This is a genomic window from Polyangiaceae bacterium (genome assembly GCA_020633205.1).
Taxonomy (GTDB): domain Bacteria; phylum Myxococcota_A; class Polyangia; order Polyangiales; family Polyangiaceae; genus JAHBVY01.
Map to the genome: position 1 here is coordinate 433,793 of JACKEB010000010.1, position 20,789 is coordinate 454,581.

At 64.7% G+C, this 20,789-nt stretch carries 17 protein-coding genes; 6 read left to right on the forward strand and 11 right to left on the reverse strand.

Annotated elements, in window-relative coordinates; genetic code table 11:
- Positions 1 to 34: 34 nt before the first annotated feature.
- The 5 genes from H6718_01825 to H6718_01845 form a co-directional block, all read right to left on the reverse strand.
- A complete protein-coding gene (locus H6718_01825) occupies positions 35 to 1,645 on the reverse strand; it encodes a response regulator (protein MCB9584102.1) in 1,611 nt (536 codons plus the stop codon).
- Positions 1,646 to 2,143: 498 nt separating this feature from the next.
- Positions 2,144 to 3,253 carry a hypothetical protein gene (locus tag H6718_01830; GenBank protein ID MCB9584103.1) on the reverse strand — a complete coding sequence of 370 codons (1,110 nt, stop codon included), beginning with the start codon at positions 3,251 to 3,253 and terminating at the stop codon, positions 2,144 to 2,146.
- Between the two features lie 11 nt (positions 3,254 to 3,264).
- Positions 3,265 to 4,683 carry a TolC family protein gene (locus tag H6718_01835; protein ID MCB9584104.1) on the reverse strand — a complete coding sequence of 473 codons (1,419 nt, stop codon included), beginning with the start codon at positions 4,681 to 4,683 and terminating at the stop codon, positions 3,265 to 3,267.
- Complete coding sequence (locus H6718_01840; protein ID MCB9584105.1) at positions 4,680 to 5,114, reverse strand: hypothetical protein; 435 nt, start codon at positions 5,112 to 5,114, stop codon at positions 4,680 to 4,682. Before H6718_01840 ends, H6718_01835 begins: the two co-directional genes overlap by 4 nt.
- Positions 5,111 to 6,445 carry a copper oxidase gene (locus H6718_01845; protein MCB9584106.1) on the reverse strand — a complete coding sequence of 445 codons (1,335 nt, stop codon included), beginning with the start codon at positions 6,443 to 6,445 and terminating at the stop codon, positions 5,111 to 5,113. The genes H6718_01840 and H6718_01845 overlap by 4 nt, the downstream gene beginning before the upstream one ends.
- A 307-nt stretch (positions 6,446 to 6,752) precedes the next feature.
- Here H6718_01845 and H6718_01850 point away from each other — a divergent pair, with 307 nt between their 5' ends.
- Entirely contained in the window at positions 6,753 to 9,191 is a 2,439-nt protein-coding gene (locus tag H6718_01850; protein ID MCB9584107.1) for a copper-translocating P-type ATPase, read from the forward strand.
- Positions 9,192 to 9,289: 98 nt separating this feature from the next.
- On the opposite strand, the gene H6718_01855 is transcribed toward H6718_01850, so the two are convergent.
- The gene (locus H6718_01855) at positions 9,290 to 9,658 is read right to left on the reverse strand and encodes a hypothetical protein (protein MCB9584108.1); all 369 of its coding nucleotides are present in this window, start codon (positions 9,656 to 9,658) and stop codon (positions 9,290 to 9,292) included.
- A 259-nt stretch (positions 9,659 to 9,917) separates the two neighbouring features.
- Here H6718_01855 and H6718_01860 point away from each other — a divergent pair, with 259 nt between their 5' ends.
- Together H6718_01860 and H6718_01865 are read left to right on the forward strand one after the other, a co-directional pair.
- Positions 9,918 to 10,478 carry an RNA polymerase sigma factor gene (locus H6718_01860; protein MCB9584109.1) on the forward strand — a complete coding sequence of 187 codons (561 nt, stop codon included), beginning with the start codon at positions 9,918 to 9,920 and terminating at the stop codon, positions 10,476 to 10,478.
- Positions 10,475 to 10,798, forward strand: a complete 324-nt coding sequence (locus tag H6718_01865; GenBank protein ID MCB9584110.1) for a hypothetical protein — start codon at positions 10,475 to 10,477, stop codon at positions 10,796 to 10,798. Before H6718_01860 ends, H6718_01865 begins: the two co-directional genes overlap by 4 nt.
- Before the next feature lie 39 nt (positions 10,799 to 10,837).
- Here H6718_01865 and H6718_01870 read toward each other — a convergent pair whose 3' ends face one another.
- Entirely contained in the window at positions 10,838 to 11,113 is a 276-nt protein-coding gene (locus H6718_01870) for a TMEM165/GDT1 family protein (protein MCB9584111.1), read from the reverse strand.
- A 34-nt stretch (positions 11,114 to 11,147) separates the two neighbouring features.
- Complete coding sequence (locus H6718_01875; protein ID MCB9584112.1) at positions 11,148 to 11,918, reverse strand: helix-turn-helix transcriptional regulator; 771 nt, start codon at positions 11,916 to 11,918, stop codon at positions 11,148 to 11,150.
- Between the two features lie 9 nt (positions 11,919 to 11,927).
- Here H6718_01875 and H6718_01880 point away from each other — a divergent pair, with 9 nt between their 5' ends.
- The gene (locus H6718_01880; GenBank protein MCB9584113.1) at positions 11,928 to 12,365 is read left to right on the forward strand and encodes an MAPEG family protein; all 438 of its coding nucleotides are present in this window, start codon (positions 11,928 to 11,930) and stop codon (positions 12,363 to 12,365) included.
- Positions 12,366 to 12,376: 11 nt separating this feature from the next.
- On the opposite strand, the gene H6718_01885 is transcribed toward H6718_01880, so the two are convergent.
- Positions 12,377 to 15,373 carry an AAA family ATPase gene (locus H6718_01885; protein MCB9584114.1) on the reverse strand — a complete coding sequence of 999 codons (2,997 nt, stop codon included), beginning with the start codon at positions 15,371 to 15,373 and terminating at the stop codon, positions 12,377 to 12,379.
- Positions 15,374 to 15,465: 92 nt separating this feature from the next.
- Positions 15,466 to 16,758 (reverse strand): radical SAM family heme chaperone HemW, encoded by a 1,293-nt coding sequence (gene hemW, locus H6718_01890; protein MCB9584115.1) that lies wholly within the window; start codon positions 16,756 to 16,758, stop codon positions 15,466 to 15,468.
- Between the two features lie 157 nt (positions 16,759 to 16,915).
- Here hemW and H6718_01895 point away from each other — a divergent pair, with 157 nt between their 5' ends.
- Complete coding sequence (locus H6718_01895) at positions 16,916 to 19,075, forward strand: bifunctional (p)ppGpp synthetase/guanosine-3',5'-bis(diphosphate) 3'-pyrophosphohydrolase (GenBank protein MCB9584116.1); 2,160 nt, start codon at positions 16,916 to 16,918, stop codon at positions 19,073 to 19,075.
- A gap of 79 nt (positions 19,076 to 19,154) precedes the next feature.
- On the opposite strand, the gene H6718_01900 is transcribed toward H6718_01895, so the two are convergent.
- Entirely contained in the window at positions 19,155 to 20,135 is a 981-nt protein-coding gene (locus tag H6718_01900; protein MCB9584117.1) for a hypothetical protein, read from the reverse strand.
- A gap of 86 nt (positions 20,136 to 20,221) precedes the next feature.
- Between H6718_01900 and H6718_01905 the strand changes: the two genes are divergently transcribed.
- Complete coding sequence (locus H6718_01905; GenBank protein ID MCB9584118.1) at positions 20,222 to 20,767, forward strand: EVE domain-containing protein; 546 nt, start codon at positions 20,222 to 20,224, stop codon at positions 20,765 to 20,767.
- The last annotated feature ends 22 nt before the right edge of the window (positions 20,768 to 20,789 follow it).

A 20,789-nucleotide genomic window follows, 5' to 3' on the forward strand; every position in this document is an offset into this window, starting at 1 on the left:
CGCTGACGGCTCGGCCGGTCGCGACTGGGCGTGCTCAGTCGTTTTGCTCAGCCTCGACGGCGATGCGCACAGCATGGAGCAGCGCCAAGGGCTCGATGGGCTTCTGCAACAACACACGCTCCGTGCGCGCGACCTCGCGTTCGATGTCGGGCGAGAGAATGCCACCGCTGCAAAACAGAAGGCGCGACGCGAGCTCCGGCTTGTTGTCGAGCAGCCAACGGTAGAGATCCACCCCGCCAAGCCCCGGCATGCTGATGTCGCACACCACAGCGTCGAACTCACTCTGCTCCAGCACGCTGAGCGCTGCTTCAACGGAGCCTGCAACTTCGATCTCGCAGTGCTGGTTCAGCGCGCGCTTGAAGGCCCTCAAGATCTGAGGCTCATCGTCCACCAGCAGGAAGCGAACGCGCCGCCCCTCCGTCTGGCGCTCGCCGTTTTCGGCCGGCTCAGGCCGCGCAACGGTCAGTCCCGTCTCGAACGGCAGTTCCATCACGAAGCAGGCGCCTCCGAGACTCGAATCTTCGACCCAGAGCTGACCGGAGTGGCGGCGCACATACTCGCGGCACAGCGCCAACCCCAACCCCAACCCCGCGGTTCGCGAAGTGAAAAACGGCTCGAAGACGCGCTCCCGCATGTCCAGCGGAATACCGGGCCCTGAGTCCTCGACGCGCACCTGGACCCGCCCCGATAATTTCTGCGTGGCAATACGCACGACCCCCTGAGCACCGACCGCCTTTGCGGCGTTGTCCAGGAGGTTGACGAGCACCTGTAACAGCTTGCTGCGATCGGCAACCACCTGCTGCTTGAACTCGAAGCGTGTCTCGACGCTCGCGTGCAGCCGCATGGTACCGGCCAGCAGCCGGATGGCGGCGTTGATCACCTCCTCCAGCTGCACCGGTTGTGGGTCCAATGGGCGCATCCGCGAGAACCGATGCATCTCGCGTACGATGTCCGCGATGCGCCGAACGCCCTCCAGGCTATCCTTGCACAGGGCGAGGAGCTCCCTCCCCTCCTCGCCGTCCGCTTGATTCGCAAGGCGCTCCTCGAGCTGACCAAGATTCACCAACACGAAGTTTGCGGGATTGTTGATCTCGTGAGCGACCCCAGCTGCGAGCTGACCAAGCGCCGCAAGGCGCTCAGACTGCTCCAGGCGCTGCTCCAGACGCAGGCTATGAGCTCGCTCCAGGGCAAGACCGATGACCCGCGCCAGCTCCGTTCCGACCAGAGCCTGCTGCTTGGAAATGTAGTCGGAGGCGCCAGCCTTCATCGCAGAGACGGCCAACCCCTCATCACCTCGCCCGGTGAGGATGATCAACGGCAAGTCGCAGGCCGCGTAGCGCTCCCGCAGCATGCGCACCAGCTCGATGCCATCGGCCCCTGGCAGGCCGTAGTCGATCAATGCGCAGCTCGGCAGCTCCTGCTCACACTCGCTGATGGCTTCGTCCGCGGTGCTTGCCTCACGGATACGCAGAGCTAGGCCACCGATCAGCTCGGAGTACAACTCGCGGTCACCGGGGTTGTCATCGACGATGAGCACGGTGGAGCGTTGCGCTCGCGATGTGGGACCGCCCTCGGAGTCGGGGACTCGCATCCGGCTCTGGGACTGGGCCGGGTGCTCAGCGGTGTTGGACAGTGCGGCGGCCATGGCGTTGGGCCCAGCGAGCGTATCATGGGTGCGCGGGGTGAACTCAACTGGCTTTCTCTCACTCCTCGGCTGGCGCGGAATCGATACCGCGCGGAGACTCGTCTGGCTGACCGTGGGAGATGGAACTCGGCGGCCTTGGCCCATGCTCGCTGAAGCGGGGCCAGGTTGATTGGGGTCGGGGTGTCTACTGCGCTTGGCTTTCACAGCATGTTTCGACTGCGGCGGTGCTCACGCCGCTTCTTCATGACTCTGGATCGTTCGGCACCGCAGCCACTTTCGAGAAGCATCTTCTAGCGATCGCGACCAGGCTGACCGAAGAATTAAGGCGTCGACGCGCGAAACAGCGATCGGTTTTGCGCTTTGTAGAGTTATTCCGGTTCCTGCTCGCAACCGTTGCGTGTGCGCCGTCCCAACTCAGGGGGTGGCCATTTTCGCCAGCCCTGAACTGCGGTGCGCAATCCAAGCTGTCTCCGGCTGGCGCGAAGTGTCACCGAGTCACTATTGCGATGGGAGACTCAGGATGAGTTGCGCGATGGCATCTTGCCCCGGCTGGTTCACCAGCTCGGTTCCCAGCGGAGGCATGGCCTCCAGGTCCCGGAGCCCGCTCCGCACCCAAAGCTGGCTCTGCGCCGGTTGTCCGGGAACCACGATGATGGTCGTCCCACCGATCGTGTGCTTGGCCGGTACCCCCGGAGCACTCGCGGCGAAGTCCGTCTGGGCGAAGGACGTGTCGCTGCTTCGCAACCCCAGGTGCAGTCCAAGCTTCTGCCCGAGCGGATGCTCTGCTCGGTGGCAGTGCCCGCAGTTTCCGTGAAGATACCCGAGCCCCGAAGCTTGCTCGCTAGTCCCTGGCGCGTGGTACTCCGCAGGTGGCGCAGCGTTGAACGCCCCGGTAGCGGCGAAGCGCTGTAGCTCGCTCTGGCTTCCGGCGGTCGAAAGCTGCACCAAGCTCAAGCCCAGGAAGTAGTCATGAGAGTTCGTGTGGCACTCTAGACACTGCGACTCCGAAGGTACGTCATGCGCCGTCCCGGACGCGTTCTCGAGGCCCTGGGGCGCCACGTCGGCGTCGCTCCCATCCGGCCGCCAAATGTACGCCACCGTGTCGAACCCGGCGACGGTCTTCTTCACGATGCGCGTCTCGATCAGCTTTCCATCGCGCTCGAACTGCTTCCACGCCGTAGCGCCAACCGGGAATACCCAGTGGTCAGGATCCGACACGTCGATTGTGGTTCCCGGAGGCAACATAAAGTAGCGGGTCTTCACGCTGCCATCGGACCACAGCGGATACTGCACCCCGTAGGTCACGACGCCCTCCGCCAACTCACGCGTGCCGATATCCCTGTAGAGACCAGTCTCCGACAGCAGCTGCGGGCCCTGGTAGTCGCCACCCGTGCCCCCCGTCGGCGTCGTTCCTGCGCTGCCTCCCACCTCGGCTCCGCCAGCGCCAGCTCCAGCCGCACCGGCCATCGCCCCAGCACCGCCGACCAGCGAGCCGCCAAACCCCGCGCTGCCGCCGGTCCCTGACGCCCCGGGTGTGGCTTCGCCGCCACTGCAGGCGCCGAGCACCAGGCTCATCAGCCAAGCCGCCGCTGGTATCTGCTTCCGCATGGTAATGTCGTTCAGTGTCCTGAGTGGCTCGGGGCTGGGTCGCTTGGGGCACTGCCCATGGACTTCCTGGGGGAGAGGGATAGCGTCGGGAGCCCCCCAGCAAGCAACTGTTCCAGCTCGGAGTGTAGCATCCAGTAGCTGCCGAGCGCTCGCACCGCCCGAACGCCCGCCGCAAACTCCGCCCTGCGAGCCGCCATCAACTCGAACACCCCGACACTCATCGCGTTGTACGCGAGCAACGTCTCGGCTGAGATCTTGCGGCGTAGCGGCAGCACCACGTCCTGGTAGTGACGTGCGAGATCACGAGCCAGCGCGAGCTGCGCGCGCACTCGGCGAACTGCCGAACGAACATCCGCCGCGGTAGCGCTGCTGTCTGCCCGAGCGCGCCGGCGCTCGCTCTCGGCTCGCCCCAGTGCGCCTTGGCCTTGATCGAACAACGGGATCTCCAAATGGACCGCCGGTCCGACGCCCCACTCATCATCCTGACGCTCGACACCGACGCCAGCGCTCACATCCGGTAGCGCGCCGCTCAGTCGAGCCGCATTGGATTTCCCAGTCGCTTCCGCGTAGCGCGCGCGACCGACGCTCAGCTCCACACTGGCTTCGAGTGCAGCTTTCTCCGCCGCAGGTTCGCTCAGGCGCTCGGCGGCGGAAGGCGGAGGCAGCGCGGGCAGCTGCCCACGCACTTGAAAGTCGGTTCCCAGTTGCCAAAAGCCGAGTAGGCGCCCGAGCTCGAGCTTCGCGCCGCGCTCGCCAAGCTCGGCCTCAGCCACGGCTAGCCGCGCTTCTTCGTACGCCGCTTGCTCCGTCGCGAGCTCCAAGTCGTTCAGGTTGCCCGCCTCATGCAGGCGCTTCGCCGCCACATAACTGGCGTTGCTTGCACCCGTTTGCTTGCGCAACAACCCGAGGACGCTGCGCTCGATTTGAAACTGGATCACCGCGCGCCGCACCCCGTAGCTCAGGTCGAGCGTCGCTCCGAGGACTTCGAGCCGCGCGCGGTCGAGGCCCGCATCAGCGGCGTCGGTGCGACTCGGAAGCGTGAGCAAACGTGTCAGGCTCATCGTCACATCGAACTTGAGTTCGGGATCGCTTTCGTTGCCGTAGAACGTAGCGTCGGCACCCAAGCGAGGATTGGGCAGCTTCCATGCGGATACTAAATCCGCACGCGCCATTCCGATGCGCTCGAACTCCGCCTGTATCCGAGGGTTGTTCAAGAGCGCGATTTGCACCGCTGCTTCTTGATCTAGGGGCTGCTTGACCAGCTCCCGGATGCGCTGCTCCGCTGCTTTGGTCCCGTCGAGATGGTACCAGCGCACCTCCTTTCCGGTGCGCGTTCGAACGTCTTGCTTGAGGTCGCCGTAGCCCGCTTGCTGAGACACGCAGCCCACCAGGGACAGGCAGCTCAAGAGCACTGTGAGTGCACGCTTCACTTCGCTCCTCCATGGGCGGCTGGTGCGGCGTCGCCAGGTGTCGGGGAGTGAGTCTCATGCCCGCTAGCATCCGGCGTGGAACCAGCGGTTTCCGGCGTGGGCTTGGCGGAGGACGCAGGCTGCGCAGTGGAGGATGGCGCAGCGGTTGAAGATGGCTGCGCGGTTGAAGATGGCACAGCGTGGCCACCATGCATGTGATGCTGGTGCCCTTCTGCGTCCCCCCCGCGGAGCTCTGGATACGCCACAAACGGGTCGAAGTCCTCGGCGAGGGCGCTCGGCGGCGGTTGCTCCTCACGGATTGCTGCGCTGGGGTCAGCCGCGCTCCCTGACACCACCGGCAGCTGCGAACTCGAGCACCCCGAGACGACCAAGCTCATCCCAAGCCAAGAGGCAGCTTGCACTGCCGCACGGAATCCGATTCCGGGCCTCATTTCTTGATCCCGTCTCGGCGTAGCTCGTCCAAGCTGGCTGGTCTCGCCTGGGTTCCAGCGGGCAACACGTACCACCCGGGGTCTTTGTCGTAGGAGGCGAGGTCGTCCCGCACCTTGAGGATCGTGAACATGCCGCCCATCGTGATGTAGTCGTAAGGTCCCTTGCCACCGACCATTGGGATGCTGTTCTTCGGCACAGGCATGCCCATCGTGCCCATATCCCCCATGCCGTCTTGCCCCATCGTCATGTAGCCCGGCGAGACCTTGCCCGCGCGCTTGTCCAGGTCGCCCTTCTTCACTCCAACCAAGCTCGGAACGCCGTGCCCCATCTGGTTCATCACGTGGTGGGTCATGTGGCAGTGCATGGCCCAGTCCCCGGGGGCGTCTGCAATGAACTCGACGTCACGGGTCGCGCCGGTCGGCACCAAGACGGTGGTCTGGGGCGTCTGAGCCTCTACCGGGATCTGCCCACCGTCGGTAGCCACTACCTTGAAATGGAATCCGTGTAGGTGGATCGGATGATGATCCATCGCGCTCAAGTTGCCGAAGCGGATGCGCACTCGATCCCCAGTCTTCACGACCAGTGGCTGCGTGCCAGGGTAACAACGAGCGTTCATCGTCAACACGTTGAAGTCGCTCATGGCGTTGGGATCAGGGCGCTTGCGCCCAGGCTTGATCGCCCACTCCGAGAGCATGATGGCGAAGTCTCTATCCACGCGGTAACCTGTGCTTGGCTTGCGAGGGTGTACGACGATCATGCCGATCATGCCCATCGCCATCTGGGTCATCTCGTCGTGGTGAGAGTGGTACATGAAGGTGCCGTGCTGACGGAACGTCCACTCGTAGCGGAACGTCTCCCCCGGCTTGATCGCCGCCTGATTCAGCCCACCGACTCCATCCATGCCATTCGGCAAATACACACCGTGCCAGTGCACCGTGGTCGGGGCCGATAGGCGATTGGTGACGTAGATGCGCACCCGGTCGCCTTCCACCGCCTCGATCGTCGGCCCGTGCACGCGACCGTTGTAGCCCCAGCACTTCGCCTTCAGCCCCGGCGCGAACTCGTGCTCGACTTCCTCGGCGATCAGGTGGAAGACCTTCACACCGTCCACGATGGTCCACGGCAGCGCCGCGCCGTTCGGTGTGATGACTGGCTTGTAGTCCTTGCCTGGCTGCCCCGGAGCTTGCGCTTGCTCCGGGCCGCCACTGTAGGACCGCTCCCAGCCTCCGCCGCGTGCATCGAGCTGCGATGCCTTGCTGGCGCGACTCACAAGGGCTGCGCCCCCCAGGGCGGCAGCGCCACTGACGAGGAGTTTTCGTCGACTGACCATGCACGCTTCCTCGTCAGATCCGGCGCCGCCGTCAACTAGCGACATTGCCACGCTGAGGCGTCGATCCCGCAGCGATCGTGCTGATCCGCAGCAAACTCAGCCCAAAACCAACCCTGGACCAAACCACAGACCTTGGCTCCGTTTTCTGCCAACCCTGTTGTTTCATACGGGCTCCTCCAGGCATTGTCAGGCCGCATTGCTGATGCATGCTGAGCGGCGTCCCGCAGGTCGTGCGCGAACCCGCACAGGACCAACAGAGAAATCCCGCCGGCAATCCGGCGCGAATTTCGCAGGTGGATCCGTGGAAATGAACGCCAAGCACTCGTGTTGTCACTCACCCCCTGCCCTCGAGCCCGAGGCGCCCCCGAAGCCGTGCTGCAAGAGTAAGCACAACACACGCTCCGCGGAGCCGTTGGTCGAGGCCGAAGCGCCGCACCAGAGCGAGCACACCCCAGCTTGCGAGCACCACGCCAAGAAGGCGGAAGCGCATCAGCACCACGGGCCGGCCTGCCACGCGGACCGAGCCCTGGTGTCAGCTCCCGAGCCAGCTCCAGATGCTTCCGCGGGGCACTGTTGTCACACGCACACCCCGCAAAAGCCGAAGTCGGCGGCCGAGGCCGCTCGCCTAGCTGACGTCGAGCACATCTGTCCCATGCACCCCGAGGTGCGCCAAATGGGGCCCGGCACCTGTCCCAAATGCGGCATGGCACTTGAGCCCGTCGCGTTCAGCCTGAGCGACGAAGAGGACCCGGAGCTCGTGGACATGCGGCGGCGCTTCTGGCTGAGCTTGGTGTTCTCCGTGCCGCTGCTCGTGCTCGCCATGGGGCCGATGTTGATTCCGAGTCTCAGCCACAGCGCGCCCACATTATTTTCCCCATGGATTCAGCTAGCGTTGGCTACCCCCGTCGTGCTCTGGGCCGGTGCGCCGTTCTTCCAGCGCGGCTGGCAAAGCGTGCGTTCGCGCCATCTGAATATGTTCACGCTGATTGCCCTGGGTACCGGGTCCGCATTCGTGTTCAGCGCGCTGACGACGCTCGTCCCTGGGCTCTTCCCGGATTCCATCCGTGACGAGCACGGTATGTTGCCGGTCTACTTCGAGTCCGCGGCGGTGATCATCAGCCTTGTGTTGTTGGGGCAGGTGCTCGAGCTCCGGGCGCGTCAGCGCACAGGCGCCGCGATTCGTGAGTTGCTCGAGCTCGCCCCCAGCACCGCCGTCCGCATCAGCAAGCAGGGCGTGGACGAAGAAGTCGAGATCAGCGAAATCACTCACGGCGATCGCCTGCGAGTGCGCCCCGGCGAGAAGCTGCCGGTCGACGGCGTCGTCGAGAGCGGCAAGAGCCAAATCGACGAGTCGATGCTCACTGGCGAGCCAATCCCCGTGCTGAAGTCGGCAGGCGACAGCGTGGTCGCCGGCACTCTCAACGGGCAGGGCGCGCTCGTCATCGAGGCCACCGCGGTGGGTTCTGAGACGCTCTTGAGCCGCATCGTCCAGCTAGTGGGTGATGCGCAGCGCAGTCGCGCTCCCAGTCAAAAGCTCGCAGACTCCGTTGCCGCGTGGTTTGTCCCGGGCGTCGTCGCGGTCAGCGTAGCCACGTTCGTGCTCTGGTTCTTCTTCGGGCCGGATCCGCATTTCACCCACGCCATCGTGAACGCGGTGGCGGTGCTGATCATCGCCTGCCCGTGTGCCCTGGGCCTGGCAACTCCCACGTCGATCACCGTGGCGATGGGGCGCGGCGCGCACCTGGGTGTGTTGTTCAAGAACGCCGAGTCGCTGGAGGCGCTCGCTCAGATCGATACGTTGGTGGTCGACAAGACAGGCACGCTCACCGAAGGCAAGCCTCGCCTGCACGATCTGCAGCTCGCAGATAGCTTCGCAGAAGCGGATGTCCTACGCTGGGCCGCTAGCCTCGAACGCGAGAGCGAGCATCCCCTGTCTCGGGCGGTACTTGCTGAAGCCGAGGAGCGAAACCTCGAGCTCTTCAACGCGCAAGACTTCGAGGCGGTCCTCGGGCGCGGCGTGTCCGGTCGAGTCGATGGGCGTGCGGTACTCGTCGGAAACGTGGAGTTTCTGCGGGAGCGCGACATCGATCCCGGCGCGCTGATCGAGGCCGCCGAGCGCAAGCAAACCGATGGGCGGGGCGCGCTGTTCGTTGCCGTGGACGGGCGCGCTGCAGGTGTGCTCCTGGTCGAGGATCCCATCAAGCAGAGCTCGGCTGAGGCGGTGCGGGTGCTCCAGGAACGCGGCGTGCGGGTCGTGATGCTCACCGGGGACAACGAGCGCACCGCGAAAGCCGTTGCCGCACGGCTAGGCATCGAAGAGGTTCACGCGGACGCCCGCCCAGAAGACAAGCAGCGCGTGGTGTCGGAGCTGCAGCAGAGCGGCCGCGTCGTCGCGATGGCCGGCGACGGAGTCAACGACGCCCCGGCTTTGGCTCGCGCGAACGTCGGCATCGCCATGGGCACCGGAACCGGCGTGGCAATCGAGAGCGCCGGAGTCACTCTGGTGAAGAGCGACCTCTCAGCGATTCAGCGCGCGATCGCCCTGTCCAAGGCGACCCGGCGCAACATCCGCCAGAACCTGTGGTTCGCGTTCGGATACAACAGCATCGGCGTGCCGCTGGCCGCCGGGATCCTGTTTCCGTTCTTCGGGCTCCTGCTGTCTCCCATGCTGGCAGGCGCCGCCATGAGCCTCAGCTCCGTCAGCGTCATCACGAACGCGCTTCGGCTGCGCCGCGCTCATGTCTGAGTCAGCGCGACGTGAGTCCTGAGTAACGAGCAACCGAGCGAGGCACCATTTCAGTGCCTCGCTCGATTTCTTTTTGGGGGGAGAGTAGCGACGGTGCGTTACTCGGCCGGCACGGGTGTCACCTCACGCTGGGTGCGTCGCACGCCCACGGCAACCACCAGCCATACCAGCGTGAGCATGCCAGCCCCGAACGTGATCGGAGAAAGGCTCTCCCCGTAGCCCTCCATTGGAATCCTCGCGGAACCGTCCCAGTCCTTGAGGCCGGAGACGTAATAGAACACCGTGGAGAGGTCCATGGCCATGGCGGTGAGGCTCGCGAAGCAGGTCGCGGTGCTCAAAGCGCGAATCAAGACCAGGCGCCGCTCCGAAGGATTCACGCTGAAGAGCACCGCGTTGATCAAGGCCGCCATGCTAAGCGCCAGTACCACCCACATGCCCCAGCCACCCGCACGGAAAAAGTCCACCATGTCTGCCTCCAAGTTCGCTAAGTCGCGCCAAGCAACGCGACGGTTGTCGGAGTCGCACGAGCGACCCAGAAGCACTGCGCAGACGCTTGGCGACGCCTGCTGACCGCGCTTCCTCACCCCAAACGAACTGGCGGCGTGAACGTGACCGCCCTGCTGCCTTTTTTTCAGGTGTCGCTCGCGAAACGAATATTTCGGGACCTTTTTCGGGGGTTCTGGTGTCTGCTGGCTCCGAACCACGGCCTGACTGAGCTCTGACCCCATGCCCACCGAACTGACCAGCGACGAGATGCGTCGCCTCGTGGCCGGCTTGCAAAGCGGTCGGCGTGAAGCCCTCGACCAGGCGTTCGACAGCTACCGACCGCGGGTGTTTTCGTTACTGGTGCGCATGACCAAAGATAGCGCGCTTGCGGAGGACCTCACCCAGGAGGCGTTCATTCGCCTGGCTCGCTCTGCACCCAAGTTGCTGCCAGACACGCGCCTCGATGCTTGGTTGATGACGGTCGCTCGCAACCTCGCACTGGACCACTTCCGCTGGCGCCGCATGCACCGCGCCCTGACCAGTGACACGAGCGTAGGTGAGAGTTTCGCAAAACCGGAAACACCGTTCGCCAGGGTTGCGCTGTCGCAGACTCAGCGCCGCGTGGAGCAGGCACTCGGGCTCTTGAACGATGAGGAACGAGAACTCTTGCTGAGCGTCGGCGTATCGGGGTCGACTCCAAGCGAATTGGCGCGCACACTAGGCTTGAGCGCGGGGGTCGTGCGTAAGCGACTGAGCCGCGCCCGAGCGAGGCTCCTGGCGCTGCTGGAGCAAACGGCATGACTGGCGACCGCGATTTTGAAACCCTTTCAGAGCTCGCTGACGAGCGTTTCCTCGCGGCGCTCGAGCACGAGGTGGACGAATCGGGAGATCCGCTGGTCGCACTGTGCGCGGCGCTGCCCGCCTACGACTTACCCCAGGCCAACGTCGCAAAGATGCGGGCTCGCCTGCACGCCGAGTTCGAGCTGAGCCATGCGGGCGCAGAGCAAGCCACGCGGCGCGAGCGCCTTGGCAGAGCGGGCAGACTGATCGAGTTCGCCGTGGTCGCCTCGGTATGCGTCATTCAGATCGTGTGGCTCTTCAGCATGCTGTCGCACCACTGAGCCCGCTGACGCCTCACAATTTCCTCAAGGGAATAGCGCCTAACCCTCGGGGCGCAGCAAGAACAACGCGCCCAGGACAACGAACAACACTCCGGCGCCGCGTCGCAACCACACGGGCGACACGTAGCGAGCGACGACGTCGCCCGCGAGCACCGCGAGGGCGCTGGTTGCGATCAGCGCGAGGGCTGCTCCAAAGAACACCGCCCAGCGAGAACGTCCTCCACCCGCAAGGGCCATCGTGGCGAGCTGCGTCTTGTCCCCAAGCTCTGCGAGAAAGACGGCGGCGAAGGTCGAACCAAGGAGCTTCCAGTCCATGGCGCTCCGTAGCACGCCCCAAGGCTTGCGTCGGCTAGCTCGACCACGGGGCCACGACCTCGGGGGGCGTGACAAACTCCGACGGCGCGCGACCCAAACAGGCGCGGAACGTACGCGTCATGTGCGCGTGATCCGCGAAGCCCGCTGCTTGGGCCACACTCGCTAGATTCCCACCAGGCAGGGTGAGCGCGCGTAAGAGACGGCCCCAGAGCACGTGTCGCCGGAGCACCAACCCCGTCTCGCGCCTCACCAAACGCGAAAGATGATCCAGGCTCACGCCGCAGTCACGAGCCAGCGCGCCAAGCCCTTTGCCTGGGTCAGCCTGCAGTGCACGCAAGCAGTGCGCCACCCGCGAGTCGACATTTTCTACTCCTCGCGGAAACAACTCTTCGGCACACAGCTCGACCACTTCCGAGCCTTGTCTGCCGTCCGCCGTGTCGAGGGGTAGACTGAGGAGGCGATCCACCATCCGGCCATCAAGCAACCGTGGACGCGCGTCGTCGCGCCAAGGCGCGTGACGACTGCCCGGCGCGAAGAACACGGCGATCGACCCGCCCACAGCGCCAGTCGAGTGGCTGAGATTGGGTGGGATCAGGATTCCGCGCACGCCTGCAGCCGGTGGAAGCTTCAGCTCGGGGCAATTCAACCAAACCGGCGCGTCGAGACCGAGATGCAGCTTCCACGCGTAGTGGGCGTGGGTCGTTGTGCGCTCTCCGCGACTCAAGTGAAGAGCCGCTTGAGAAAAGACGCGCGCCACGCCCGCTTCCCCGGAAACGTTCAAGCCGGCGGGGAGCGGATTTGCCATGCCTCCACTATGGCTCGCGATGCTCTCGCTGCCTACACGCTTTGTGTGGGCCTCCTGGTGTTGAAGTTCTTCATGACCATCTCGGTTCAAGCCTGGGTGCGCATGCGGACAAAGCGCTTCCAGTATCCAGAGGATGCCCGCGCGTTCAGAGGCGAGCTGGCGCCCGAAGAGGCCGACAGCGTGGTGCGCGCCCAGCGCGTGCTACGCAATGACGGAGAGAGTCAGCCATTCTTTCTGGCGGTGGCTGGTCTGTACGTGGTGTGCGGCGCCTGGCCCAGCGGAGCTTGGTTCTACTTCGGCACCTATGCGCTAAGCCGTTGGGTACATACTTTGTGCCTGCTGCGCCCAACGCAGCCGCTCAGAAACTTCGCGTTTGGCTGCGGCATCTTGTGCTTGTTCGCGATGCTGATCCACGTCGGGGTGACCCTTTGTTTCCGCGCGGCTTAGCGTTGCACGGTTCAGCTCAGCCAAATCAACGGCTCGCCAACGGAGTAGCCATCGTCTGTCGTGATGAAGCGCGTCGGCTTGCTGGGGTTATCCTCGATGGCACGGCGTAGCTTGCGCACCGCGGCCTGCAGGCGATTGTCATGACGCAGCGGGTGATACTCCCGCTCACCCCACGCCTCGAGCACGAGCTGTTCCTTGCTAGCCCGACCGCCATGGCTAACGAGCACCTGCAGCAGTCTGCCAAGCAGCTCCCTCTTGCTCAGGTCGACGACGCGGCCATCTGGCAGAGTGACCATCAAGGACTGGGCCCACATCCCCCACGCCTGCTCCCAGCGAATATCCTGCTGGTCACAAACCACGCGGATACGCTCCGCGTGCTGAAGCGCGCGGATGGCCTCCACGATCAGCTGGTCGTACGCGTCTAGCTCCACGCTCGCACCCAGCAAGGCGCGCACCCGGCGACTCGTCGCGGGCGAGACCAGCGATTCGCTCGCCAAGCGCCGCCAGAGCGCGATGTCCGGCTGATCGCTACGAGCGACTGCTGCGAAGAACTCCGCGTCGGACTGGCAGCGTTGAGAGCCGAGGCGGTCGGCGACCACCGACAGACGGCGGGCTTCTGCCGCGAGCTCGCCCACCCTCCCCAACACGCAGAGCACTTCACAGCGCCCAGCGCGCGTCGACCCGAGCGCCACCCCGAGATCGAGCTCCAGCGCCAGCTCGATGGCTTCGTCCACCAACTCGAGCGCGCGCTCCCCTCGCCCTGCGAGCAGCGCGGCCTCCGCCGCAACCCCCAGATTGACGACACCGACTTTGGGAAACTCCGCGCGCTGCACCCGCTGCAGAATGTCCGCGACAGTTGCGTCATCCGGCACCAGCCGCAGCGCGGCAACCTCCGGATCCCCAACAGCAACCGCAATGTGCAGCTGAGCCCGCAGCCTGTAGAGATGGAACATGCGCGCGTTCAAGCTCTGAGGGTCCGCGACAGGACACTCTCGCGTGACGACCTGCCCGGCGCGACCGAGGTCGACGGCCAACAGCAGTCGATAGTTCTCTGCGACGCAGCTCAAATTACTCGCACCGACACGCTTTCCGTAGGCACTCACCTCACTCAGCGCGTCGTCGAGACCATCTAGTTCCCCAAGGAAATACCTGCAACGCGCATCCAGCAACGACATATGCGGGCGCAGCATGCTCACGCTTCCGACGAAGGGCCAGAGCATCGCGAGGATATCCCGGCAGTCGTCCAGGTCCCCTCGCGCGTGCTCGATGCTCGCCCGCGCGAACAGGGCTTGTCGACCTTGCTCGCTGTAGAGCGCTGGGGCAGGACCAGCGTCGACTTCGTCCATGAGCTTGGACGCCTCGCTCACCCGACCCACTTCGTAGAGCGCCGACGCCAATCCGCACTTCGTCTCTGCCTGCAACTCGGCTGGCAACTTCGGCAGCAGGGTGGTCAGCGCCTCGAGTTCCCCTTCGGCTGCCGCGCGCTCGCCTGCGAGTGTCCAACTCCGAGCGAGTAGCAGTGACCGCCTTGCGCGGCTCGCAGGATCGTGCCCAGGGAAGGCTTTGAACGCTTCAGCGGCCTTCCCCCACTGAGCGGTGTTCGCGTAGCACCCTGCCAAGAGTAGCGCGGCCTCGAAGCCCAGTTCGGCACGCTGCTGGGAGCTTGCTTCGGAACTGGTGAGTTCCTGCATGACCGCAGCGGCGATCTCCAACGCGTCCTCGAACTGGCCGCGCCTAAACAAGACGCGCCCCCAGAGCAGCCGATCTTGGAGGTCGTGACTGCCAGGCGGGGAAAGCACCACCAGTTCCTTCGCGGAGGCCGCTTCGACAGCCACCCGCAAGCGCCAGCGCTCCAGATGCGGGCCGCTGGCTCCTTCGAGGAGCTGCCACAGGCTGCGGCCGTAGCCCTGTTGGATCCAGGTTTGCCCACGGCGCTCCAAAACGCCTGCAATCCGGGCGTCGAGACCGAGTTCATTCATCAAGCGAAGCGCTGCTAGCGCCGCCTCGGGATCCTCCGCATCGATCAGCGCCGCGGCGACTTGCCAATCGAACGCGGAGTCCGGCGCGCAGACCTTGGAGCGCTGAAGCTCCTCGCGCACCAACTCATGCACTCGGAAGCCATCCCCCTGGCGCTCGAGCATGCCCCGATCCTGGAGGCGCGAAAGGCTTTCCTCCCCGCAATCAATACCCATGCTCTCGAGCTGAGCGTCCGTTAGAGGCACTGCCGCACGGCACAGCGCGAGAAGCAGAGCGCGATCCGCCCCCGCCAGCTGCAACAAGTTACTCCCGGACTCGAGCGCCACACCCTCTTCCGCAGCCACCAGCTCCTGCTGCAAACGCCACGGCGATCCCTGCGCGGCAGACACAAGGCGTTCCCGTGCGCCCGCGTCGAGGGCTGGCGCGCGAAGCTCCAGGATTTGTTCGAGCTCCGGGCGGGTCAACTCGAGGAGTCGGACGGCTTCGGCGCCGAGCCGTGCGTCGAAGCCAGCGTCGTCGTGAAGGATCAGCCAACGACTGCGACTCGCGTAGCGCAGCAACAGGTGTGCGAACTCCCGCAGGGACGTCGGCTCCGCGCGCTGCGCGTCATCAACCACGATGCACAGCTCATGGGCCTCCGTGAGGTCGAGCAGCACGGCGCTCACGGCGTCCAGATCATTGAGCGCGCTGCGCCAAGTCTGCTCGTCGAGAATTCCCATGCGGAAAAACGCACTCCCGAGCACCAGCCTCAGGTCCTCCGCAGGCCGCGTCGCGGGAACCGGAACGTAGATAGCGGGTCCGCGAGTGGGAATTGCCTCATGCAGCGCGCGCGAGACCAGCGCGGTCTTGCCCATTCCCGGAGCGCCGAGCAGGAGTGTGAGAGGGTACGTGCCCAAGCGGAGAGCGAGGCGCCTGAGTTCGACATCACGCCCCGCGAACACCGGAGGGGGATTCGGCACGCGATACCGCAGCGGAATCCGCGGCAGCGGGGGGAGCGTCGAACGCGGTGGCTGGGAGAGCGTCTCCACCATCGAGATTGAGAGTAGGACCGCAGGGCCCCCCGCACAATCGCCCTGGCGCCGCTATCTGGCGCCACGACTGTGAGAGCCGGGCGGGCGTCGCCTCACATCAGACGTGTGATGACTGCGTCGGCCCGCAGCCATTCGGCGGGCGGAATGCGCACCCGCCCGAGGTCCAGCGGAAGCGCGGGAATGGAGCTATTCGCCGTTTCCTTCTCAACCCCAGTGAGGCTCCCCTGCTCTGGAACCCCCTCGAGCATCCCTGCTTGCAGCGCTCGCCTGACCGCGCGCTCGCGATCCTCGCCAAGCGTGAGCTGAAGCTCACGCAGCGTCGCACCGAGATCCAGCCCTTCGCGCAAGCGCAAGCCGAGCATCAGGCGCTCGGAGAGCAGCGTCTCCGCATGCAGCGGCTCAAGCTCACGCACGCCTTCTCCAACCGAGAACGCGCGGCCGAAGCCGGCCGCGAGGTAGCGCTCTGCTGACGGTTGATTGCGATACCGTACGGCGAGTGCCCCCTCCTCGAGTTCGCTTCCCCACGGTAGCTGGCTCCGCCCCAGGGCCAACGTTCCCCATGCTCCGCAACCAAGCCCCAGGTACGCGCTCCCACGCCAGTACCCCAGGTTGTGTCGCGACTCACAGCCGGGCTGCGCGTAGTTGCTGATCTCGTAGTGAACGAAGCCGCGCCGCGCGAGCTCGGCCTCCACCTCCAGATACGCCTCCGCCACCAAGTCATCGGGCAACTGCGGCAGGCGGCCCTTGCGCGCCAGGGCGCCGAACTGGGTCCCGGGCTCGATGGTCAGTGAATAGGCGCTTAGGTGCTCCACACCTAAGTCCGCAACCTGCGCAACTTCTTGGCGCGCCTCCGCCGGCGTCTGCCCAGCCACCCCGAAAATCAGATCGCCACTCACGCGCGGCACCCGGGAGGCGACCGCCTGAGCGAGAGCAGACAGCCCAGCCTCAGCGTCATGCAGGCGGCCAAGGAACTTCAACCGCTGATCATCCGTGCCTTGGATGCCGAGGCTCAAGCGATTCACCCCCACGTCCGCGAGGCGATTGGCGTGATCCAGGTCGAGGCTCGTCGGGTTGCACTCGACGGTGATTTCGCAGCGCTCGTGGTGAGGAAAGCGCTCCAGGATCCCCACCAGGACGCGCCCGAGGGCGCTCGGGTCCCACAAGGACGGGGTCCCCCCGCCGAAGAACACCGAACCTACGTTGCAGCCTCGGAGTTCCCCGAAACCCTGGTCCAAGCGCGCATCCAGCTCTCGCAGCACCTGGTCCGCGTAGCTCTCGTGGGGCAGTACGCTCCGGTCCGGCTGGGCCAGGCTGAGAAAGTCACAGTACGGACACTTCTTCAAGCACCACGGAAAGTGCACGTAGATGCCGAGCGCTGAAGCCACGCCGCGGGATGTAGCACTCGGTTCAGCGGGCGGGCCAGTTGGCCAGCCCGTGGGGCGGTGTTAGATTGTGACTTCGCGCAATCCTTGCGATGAAACCGCGCCCCTGGCGCATCCAACGACCCCGGCGGACCGCCTGGGGCACCCCGGCAAAAACCCAGTGCTAGCCGCACAAGACCTCGTCGAACGCGTCACCCACTACCACCCCAACGCCGACAGCGACCTGATTCGGCGCGCGTACGACTTCGCGCAGTGGGCCCACCGGGACCAAACCCGGAAGAGCGGGGACCCCTACTTCATCCACCCGGCGTCGGTGGCGGGCATCATCGCGGAACTTCGCCTGGACACCGCGAGCGTGATCGCCGGGTTGTTGCATGACGTCGTCGAGGACACAGAGACTTCCACTGCGGAAATTGCGCGAGATTTCGGCGACGAAGTCGCAGACCTGGTCGACGGTGTCACGAAGCTTGGCAAGATCAACTTCACCTCGAAGGAGGATCGCCAAGCGGAGAACTTCCGCAAGATGGTGGTCGCGATGTCGAAAGACATCCGCGTGTTGCTGGTCAAGCTGTGCGACCGTCTGGACAACATGCGCACCCTCGAGCACATGAAGCCCGAGAGCCAAGAGCGTATCGCCAGGGAAACGATGGAAATCTACGCACCCCTGGCGAACCGCCTGGGCATGCACGCGATCAAGAGCGAACTAGAAGACCTCTCGTTCCGCTACACCGAAGCCGTCGCCTTCGACGACATCAAGGGCAAGCTCTACAAGAGCCGTCGCGAGCGAGAGCGCTACATCGAGGGCGTCTGTCGCACCATCCAGTCGCGTTTGGCCGAGCAAGGCTTTGGCGCCGACGTCAGCGGCCGGGCGAAGCACGTCTACTCCATCTACCGCAAACTCAAGCAGCACAACTGCGACTTCGACAAGCTCTACGACCTCATCGGTTTCCGCATCTGCGTCGAGAGCGTCGCAGACTGCTACGCGACCCTTGGCGTGATTCACTCGAAGTGGACGCCCATCCCGGGTCGCTTCAAGGACTACATCGCGCTGCCGAAGCCCAATATGTACCAGTCGCTGCACACCACGGTGATCGGCCCGGGTCGGCAGCGCATCGAGGTGCAGATCCGCACCCACGAGATGAACCGGGTCGCTGAGCTGGGCGTCGCCGCGCACTGGCAGTACAAGGAACGCCTCTCCGGCGGCATCGACCCCAAGGATGCAGCCAAATTTGGCTGGCTGCGCGAGCTCGCCGACTACCAGCGGAACCTAAAGGATCCCGCCGAGTTCCTGGAGAGCGTGAAGATCGATCTCTTCCCCGATGAGGTCTATGTCTTCACGCCAAAGGGCGACGTCGAGGTGTTTCCACGCGGAGCCACTCCCATCGACTTCGCCTACTCGATCCACACCGAGGTGGGGCACCACATCTCCGGGGCCCGTGCCAACGGGCAGATCGTCCCCATCCGGTACAAGCTGCGATCCGGCGACGTCATGGAGATCATGACGTCACCGTCTCAACAGCCCAGCAAGGACTGGCTCGACGCCTGCGTCACCACCCGCGCCCGCACCCGCATCCGCAGCTACCTTCGCTCAGAGCAGCGCACGCGTAGCCTCGCCCTCGGCCGCGAGCTACTCGAGACCGAGCTCCACTCCGGCGGCATGAGCTTGACCAAGCTCCTCAAGAACGAGACCGAAGTGCGACGCCTGGTCGACCACTACAAGATGGGCAACCGAGACGAGCTGCTGCTGGCAATCGGCTACGGGAAGATCCAGGCCTACGACGTCGTCCAAAACATCAAGGCGCGCCAACCAGGCGTGGTGGAGGCCCCTCGGGAACTCAAGACCAGCATGGTCGAGAACCTGGTGCGCAAGGTCACCCGGCGCGACGCAACCGGCATTCGTGTCAGCGGCATCGACGACATCCTGATCCGCTACGCGAAGTGCTGTAACCCCGTCGCCGGCGATCCGATCATCGGCTTCATCACCCGCGGCCGCGGAGTGACGATCCACCGTAGGGACTGCATCAAGGCATTCGATACAGACCCGGAGCGCCGCATCGATGTGAGCTGGGACACCCGCACCGGAGTGCAGCGCCCGGTGCAGGTGCGCGTCACCACCCAGAACGAACCCGGGATCTTGGCGACGGTCAGCGAGACCTTCAGCGCACAGAAGATCAACATCAGCGAAGCCAACTGCCGCGCGACAGATGACGGTCGCGCTCAGAACGTGTTCACCTTCATGGTGGGCGATCTGGAACAGCTGAAGCGGGTGATGAAGGCGCTGCAGCGAGTGAAGGGCGTCGTGGGCGTCGAGCGCGTTTGAGCTGGCGGGCCCGTCTCCCACAAAGCAGCCCTCTCCCCCAAGAAGAACGCCCTCCCCTAGAACAGAACTCGAGGGGGCGCTAGATCAGCGAGCGGCACTCTAGGTGGTCGCTGATCACGCATATCCTCCCGGCATCACCGGTAAACGCGATACCGGTGATGGGCGCAGACACGGAGAACTCGGTCAGCTGCTCCTGGGAGTCTGCCTTGGCGACCTCCACATGCTTGCTCCGGGCAACCGCCAGTAGCTTGCCGTCAGGCGACAGCCTCGCGAAGGCGAACAGCGGCAACTTCAACTCCTGCGCCTTGCCTTTGACTCCACCAATATGCACCGCCTGCCCGCCGCATACCGCGAGGTAACGCTTGCCATCGCGGCTGAGACCAAGCTGGACCCCGCAGTTGTTGTCGCCAAAGCTCGAGTGACCATCGCGAAGCGGCTCCCAGCGCACGAAGCCTCCCGCTTGCTCGCCGGCGATTGCGTGATGCAGCAGTGCCTCGGTGCTTTCCCAGGCCATGGCACCACCGTCGAGTCCTGGTTGGTCGCGGCGCTTGACCAGACTCGCGTCGTTGACACGCCTGACCTCGGCGCTGCCCTCGCCGACCCCTAGCAGCAGGCGACCCGAGTCACCCAGGGCGACGTCGACGTAGTCGGCAGCGAAATGTCGCATGATACTGTGAGTGCCTACGTCCAAGAGCACGACAAAGCCTTTGCCCTGGTCCGATCGGTAAGCAACGGCGAGCACTCCGTCATCTGCTCCAACGGCCATGTCCTCGACGCGCGCGGGCTGTTCCGGACCCAGATTACTGAAGTCGAGCCGAACCAGCTTTTCCGGCTTTTTACTATCCGCAAGGAAAACTTCATGGGAAGAGTTCCGCAACGCGAGCCAGTGGTCCCCCGCGACCAGCTGCAATAGCTTGGGCTCCGCGTTCTCCTCGATCTCCGGCTTCACGGGAGGCGGAGGTCCAGGATCCACGTGCTTTTCCTCGCGGGAACAAGCAAGCAAGAGCAGCGCGATGACGAGCAACGTCCAGCTGGTGGAAGGGCAGGCTCCACGGAGCATGCGTACAGACTACCAGGCGTAGAAACGGACCTTCGAGTAACTCTGCTGACAGGAGGCTGTCAGCAGGGGGTCCGTAGAATAGCAGCATGAAAACCGTCACTTCGACCCAAGCTCAGCTCTTCCCATCAATCGACACACACATCACCGCACCCCCGCTCTCTCTGGCTCCATCCGCCAAGGCATGGGTCGGCGTGGTCTCGAAGGACCATGTGATGCTTGCTCTGCAAGGTGGCTTCGCCCAGGTGTGTCGTGGCAAGCGGGCTCCCCTCGCGCGGCTCAAGCCAGGCGATCTCATCACCTACTACTCTCCCCGCACCGAGATGTTTGGCGGGGGTGAGGCGGTGCAGTCGTTCACGGCCATCGGTCGCGTCGTCGATGATCACATCTTCCCTTTTCAGATGCCCGATGGTCGCGTCCCGTTTCGTCGGCGCCTGAACTTTCTGACGATTGCTCACGAACTCCCCGTCGCGCACGTGAACAAGCAGCTGGCATTCACTCAAGGGAATTGGGGGCTGCTGGCTCGGAGGGGCTTGTTCGAAATTAGTCACTCGGACATGCAGATCATTGCGGCAGGTTTGGGGGTGAGGGACACAACGGTGAGAGACGACACGGCGCTACAAGTCAGCGCGTGAACCGCAGGGAGCATCCAGCGGA

Bases quoted from the DNA above. Each gene is read 5' to 3' on its own strand.
- H6718_01825 (MCB9584102.1), bottom strand. From the start codon at position 1,645: ATGGCCGCCGCACTGTCCAACACCGCTGAGCACCCGGCCCAGTCCCAG.
- H6718_01830 (MCB9584103.1), bottom strand. From the start codon at position 3,253: ATGCGGAAGCAGATACCAGCGGCGGCTTGGCTGATGAGCCTGGTGCTC.
- H6718_01840 (MCB9584105.1), bottom strand. From the start codon at position 5,114: ATGAGGCCCGGAATCGGATTCCGTGCGGCAGTGCAAGCTGCCTCTTGG.
- H6718_01845 (MCB9584106.1), bottom strand. From the start codon at position 6,445: ATGGTCAGTCGACGAAAACTCCTCGTCAGTGGCGCTGCCGCCCTGGGG.
- H6718_01850 (MCB9584107.1), top strand. From the start codon at position 6,753: ATGAACGCCAAGCACTCGTGTTGTCACTCACCCCCTGCCCTCGAGCCC.
- H6718_01855 (MCB9584108.1), bottom strand. From the start codon at position 9,658: ATGGTGGACTTTTTCCGTGCGGGTGGCTGGGGCATGTGGGTGGTACTG.
- H6718_01860 (MCB9584109.1), top strand. From the start codon at position 9,918: ATGCCCACCGAACTGACCAGCGACGAGATGCGTCGCCTCGTGGCCGGC.
- H6718_01865 (MCB9584110.1), top strand. From the start codon at position 10,475: ATGACTGGCGACCGCGATTTTGAAACCCTTTCAGAGCTCGCTGACGAG.
- H6718_01870 (MCB9584111.1), bottom strand. From the start codon at position 11,113: ATGGACTGGAAGCTCCTTGGTTCGACCTTCGCCGCCGTCTTTCTCGCA.
- H6718_01875 (MCB9584112.1), bottom strand. From the start codon at position 11,918: ATGGCAAATCCGCTCCCCGCCGGCTTGAACGTTTCCGGGGAAGCGGGC.
- H6718_01880 (MCB9584113.1), top strand. From the start codon at position 11,928: ATGGCTCGCGATGCTCTCGCTGCCTACACGCTTTGTGTGGGCCTCCTG.
- H6718_01885 (MCB9584114.1), bottom strand. From the start codon at position 15,373: ATGGTGGAGACGCTCTCCCAGCCACCGCGTTCGACGCTCCCCCCGCTG.
- H6718_01900 (MCB9584117.1), bottom strand. From the start codon at position 20,135: ATGCTCCGTGGAGCCTGCCCTTCCACCAGCTGGACGTTGCTCGTCATC.
- H6718_01905 (MCB9584118.1), top strand. From the start codon at position 20,222: ATGAAAACCGTCACTTCGACCCAAGCTCAGCTCTTCCCATCAATCGAC.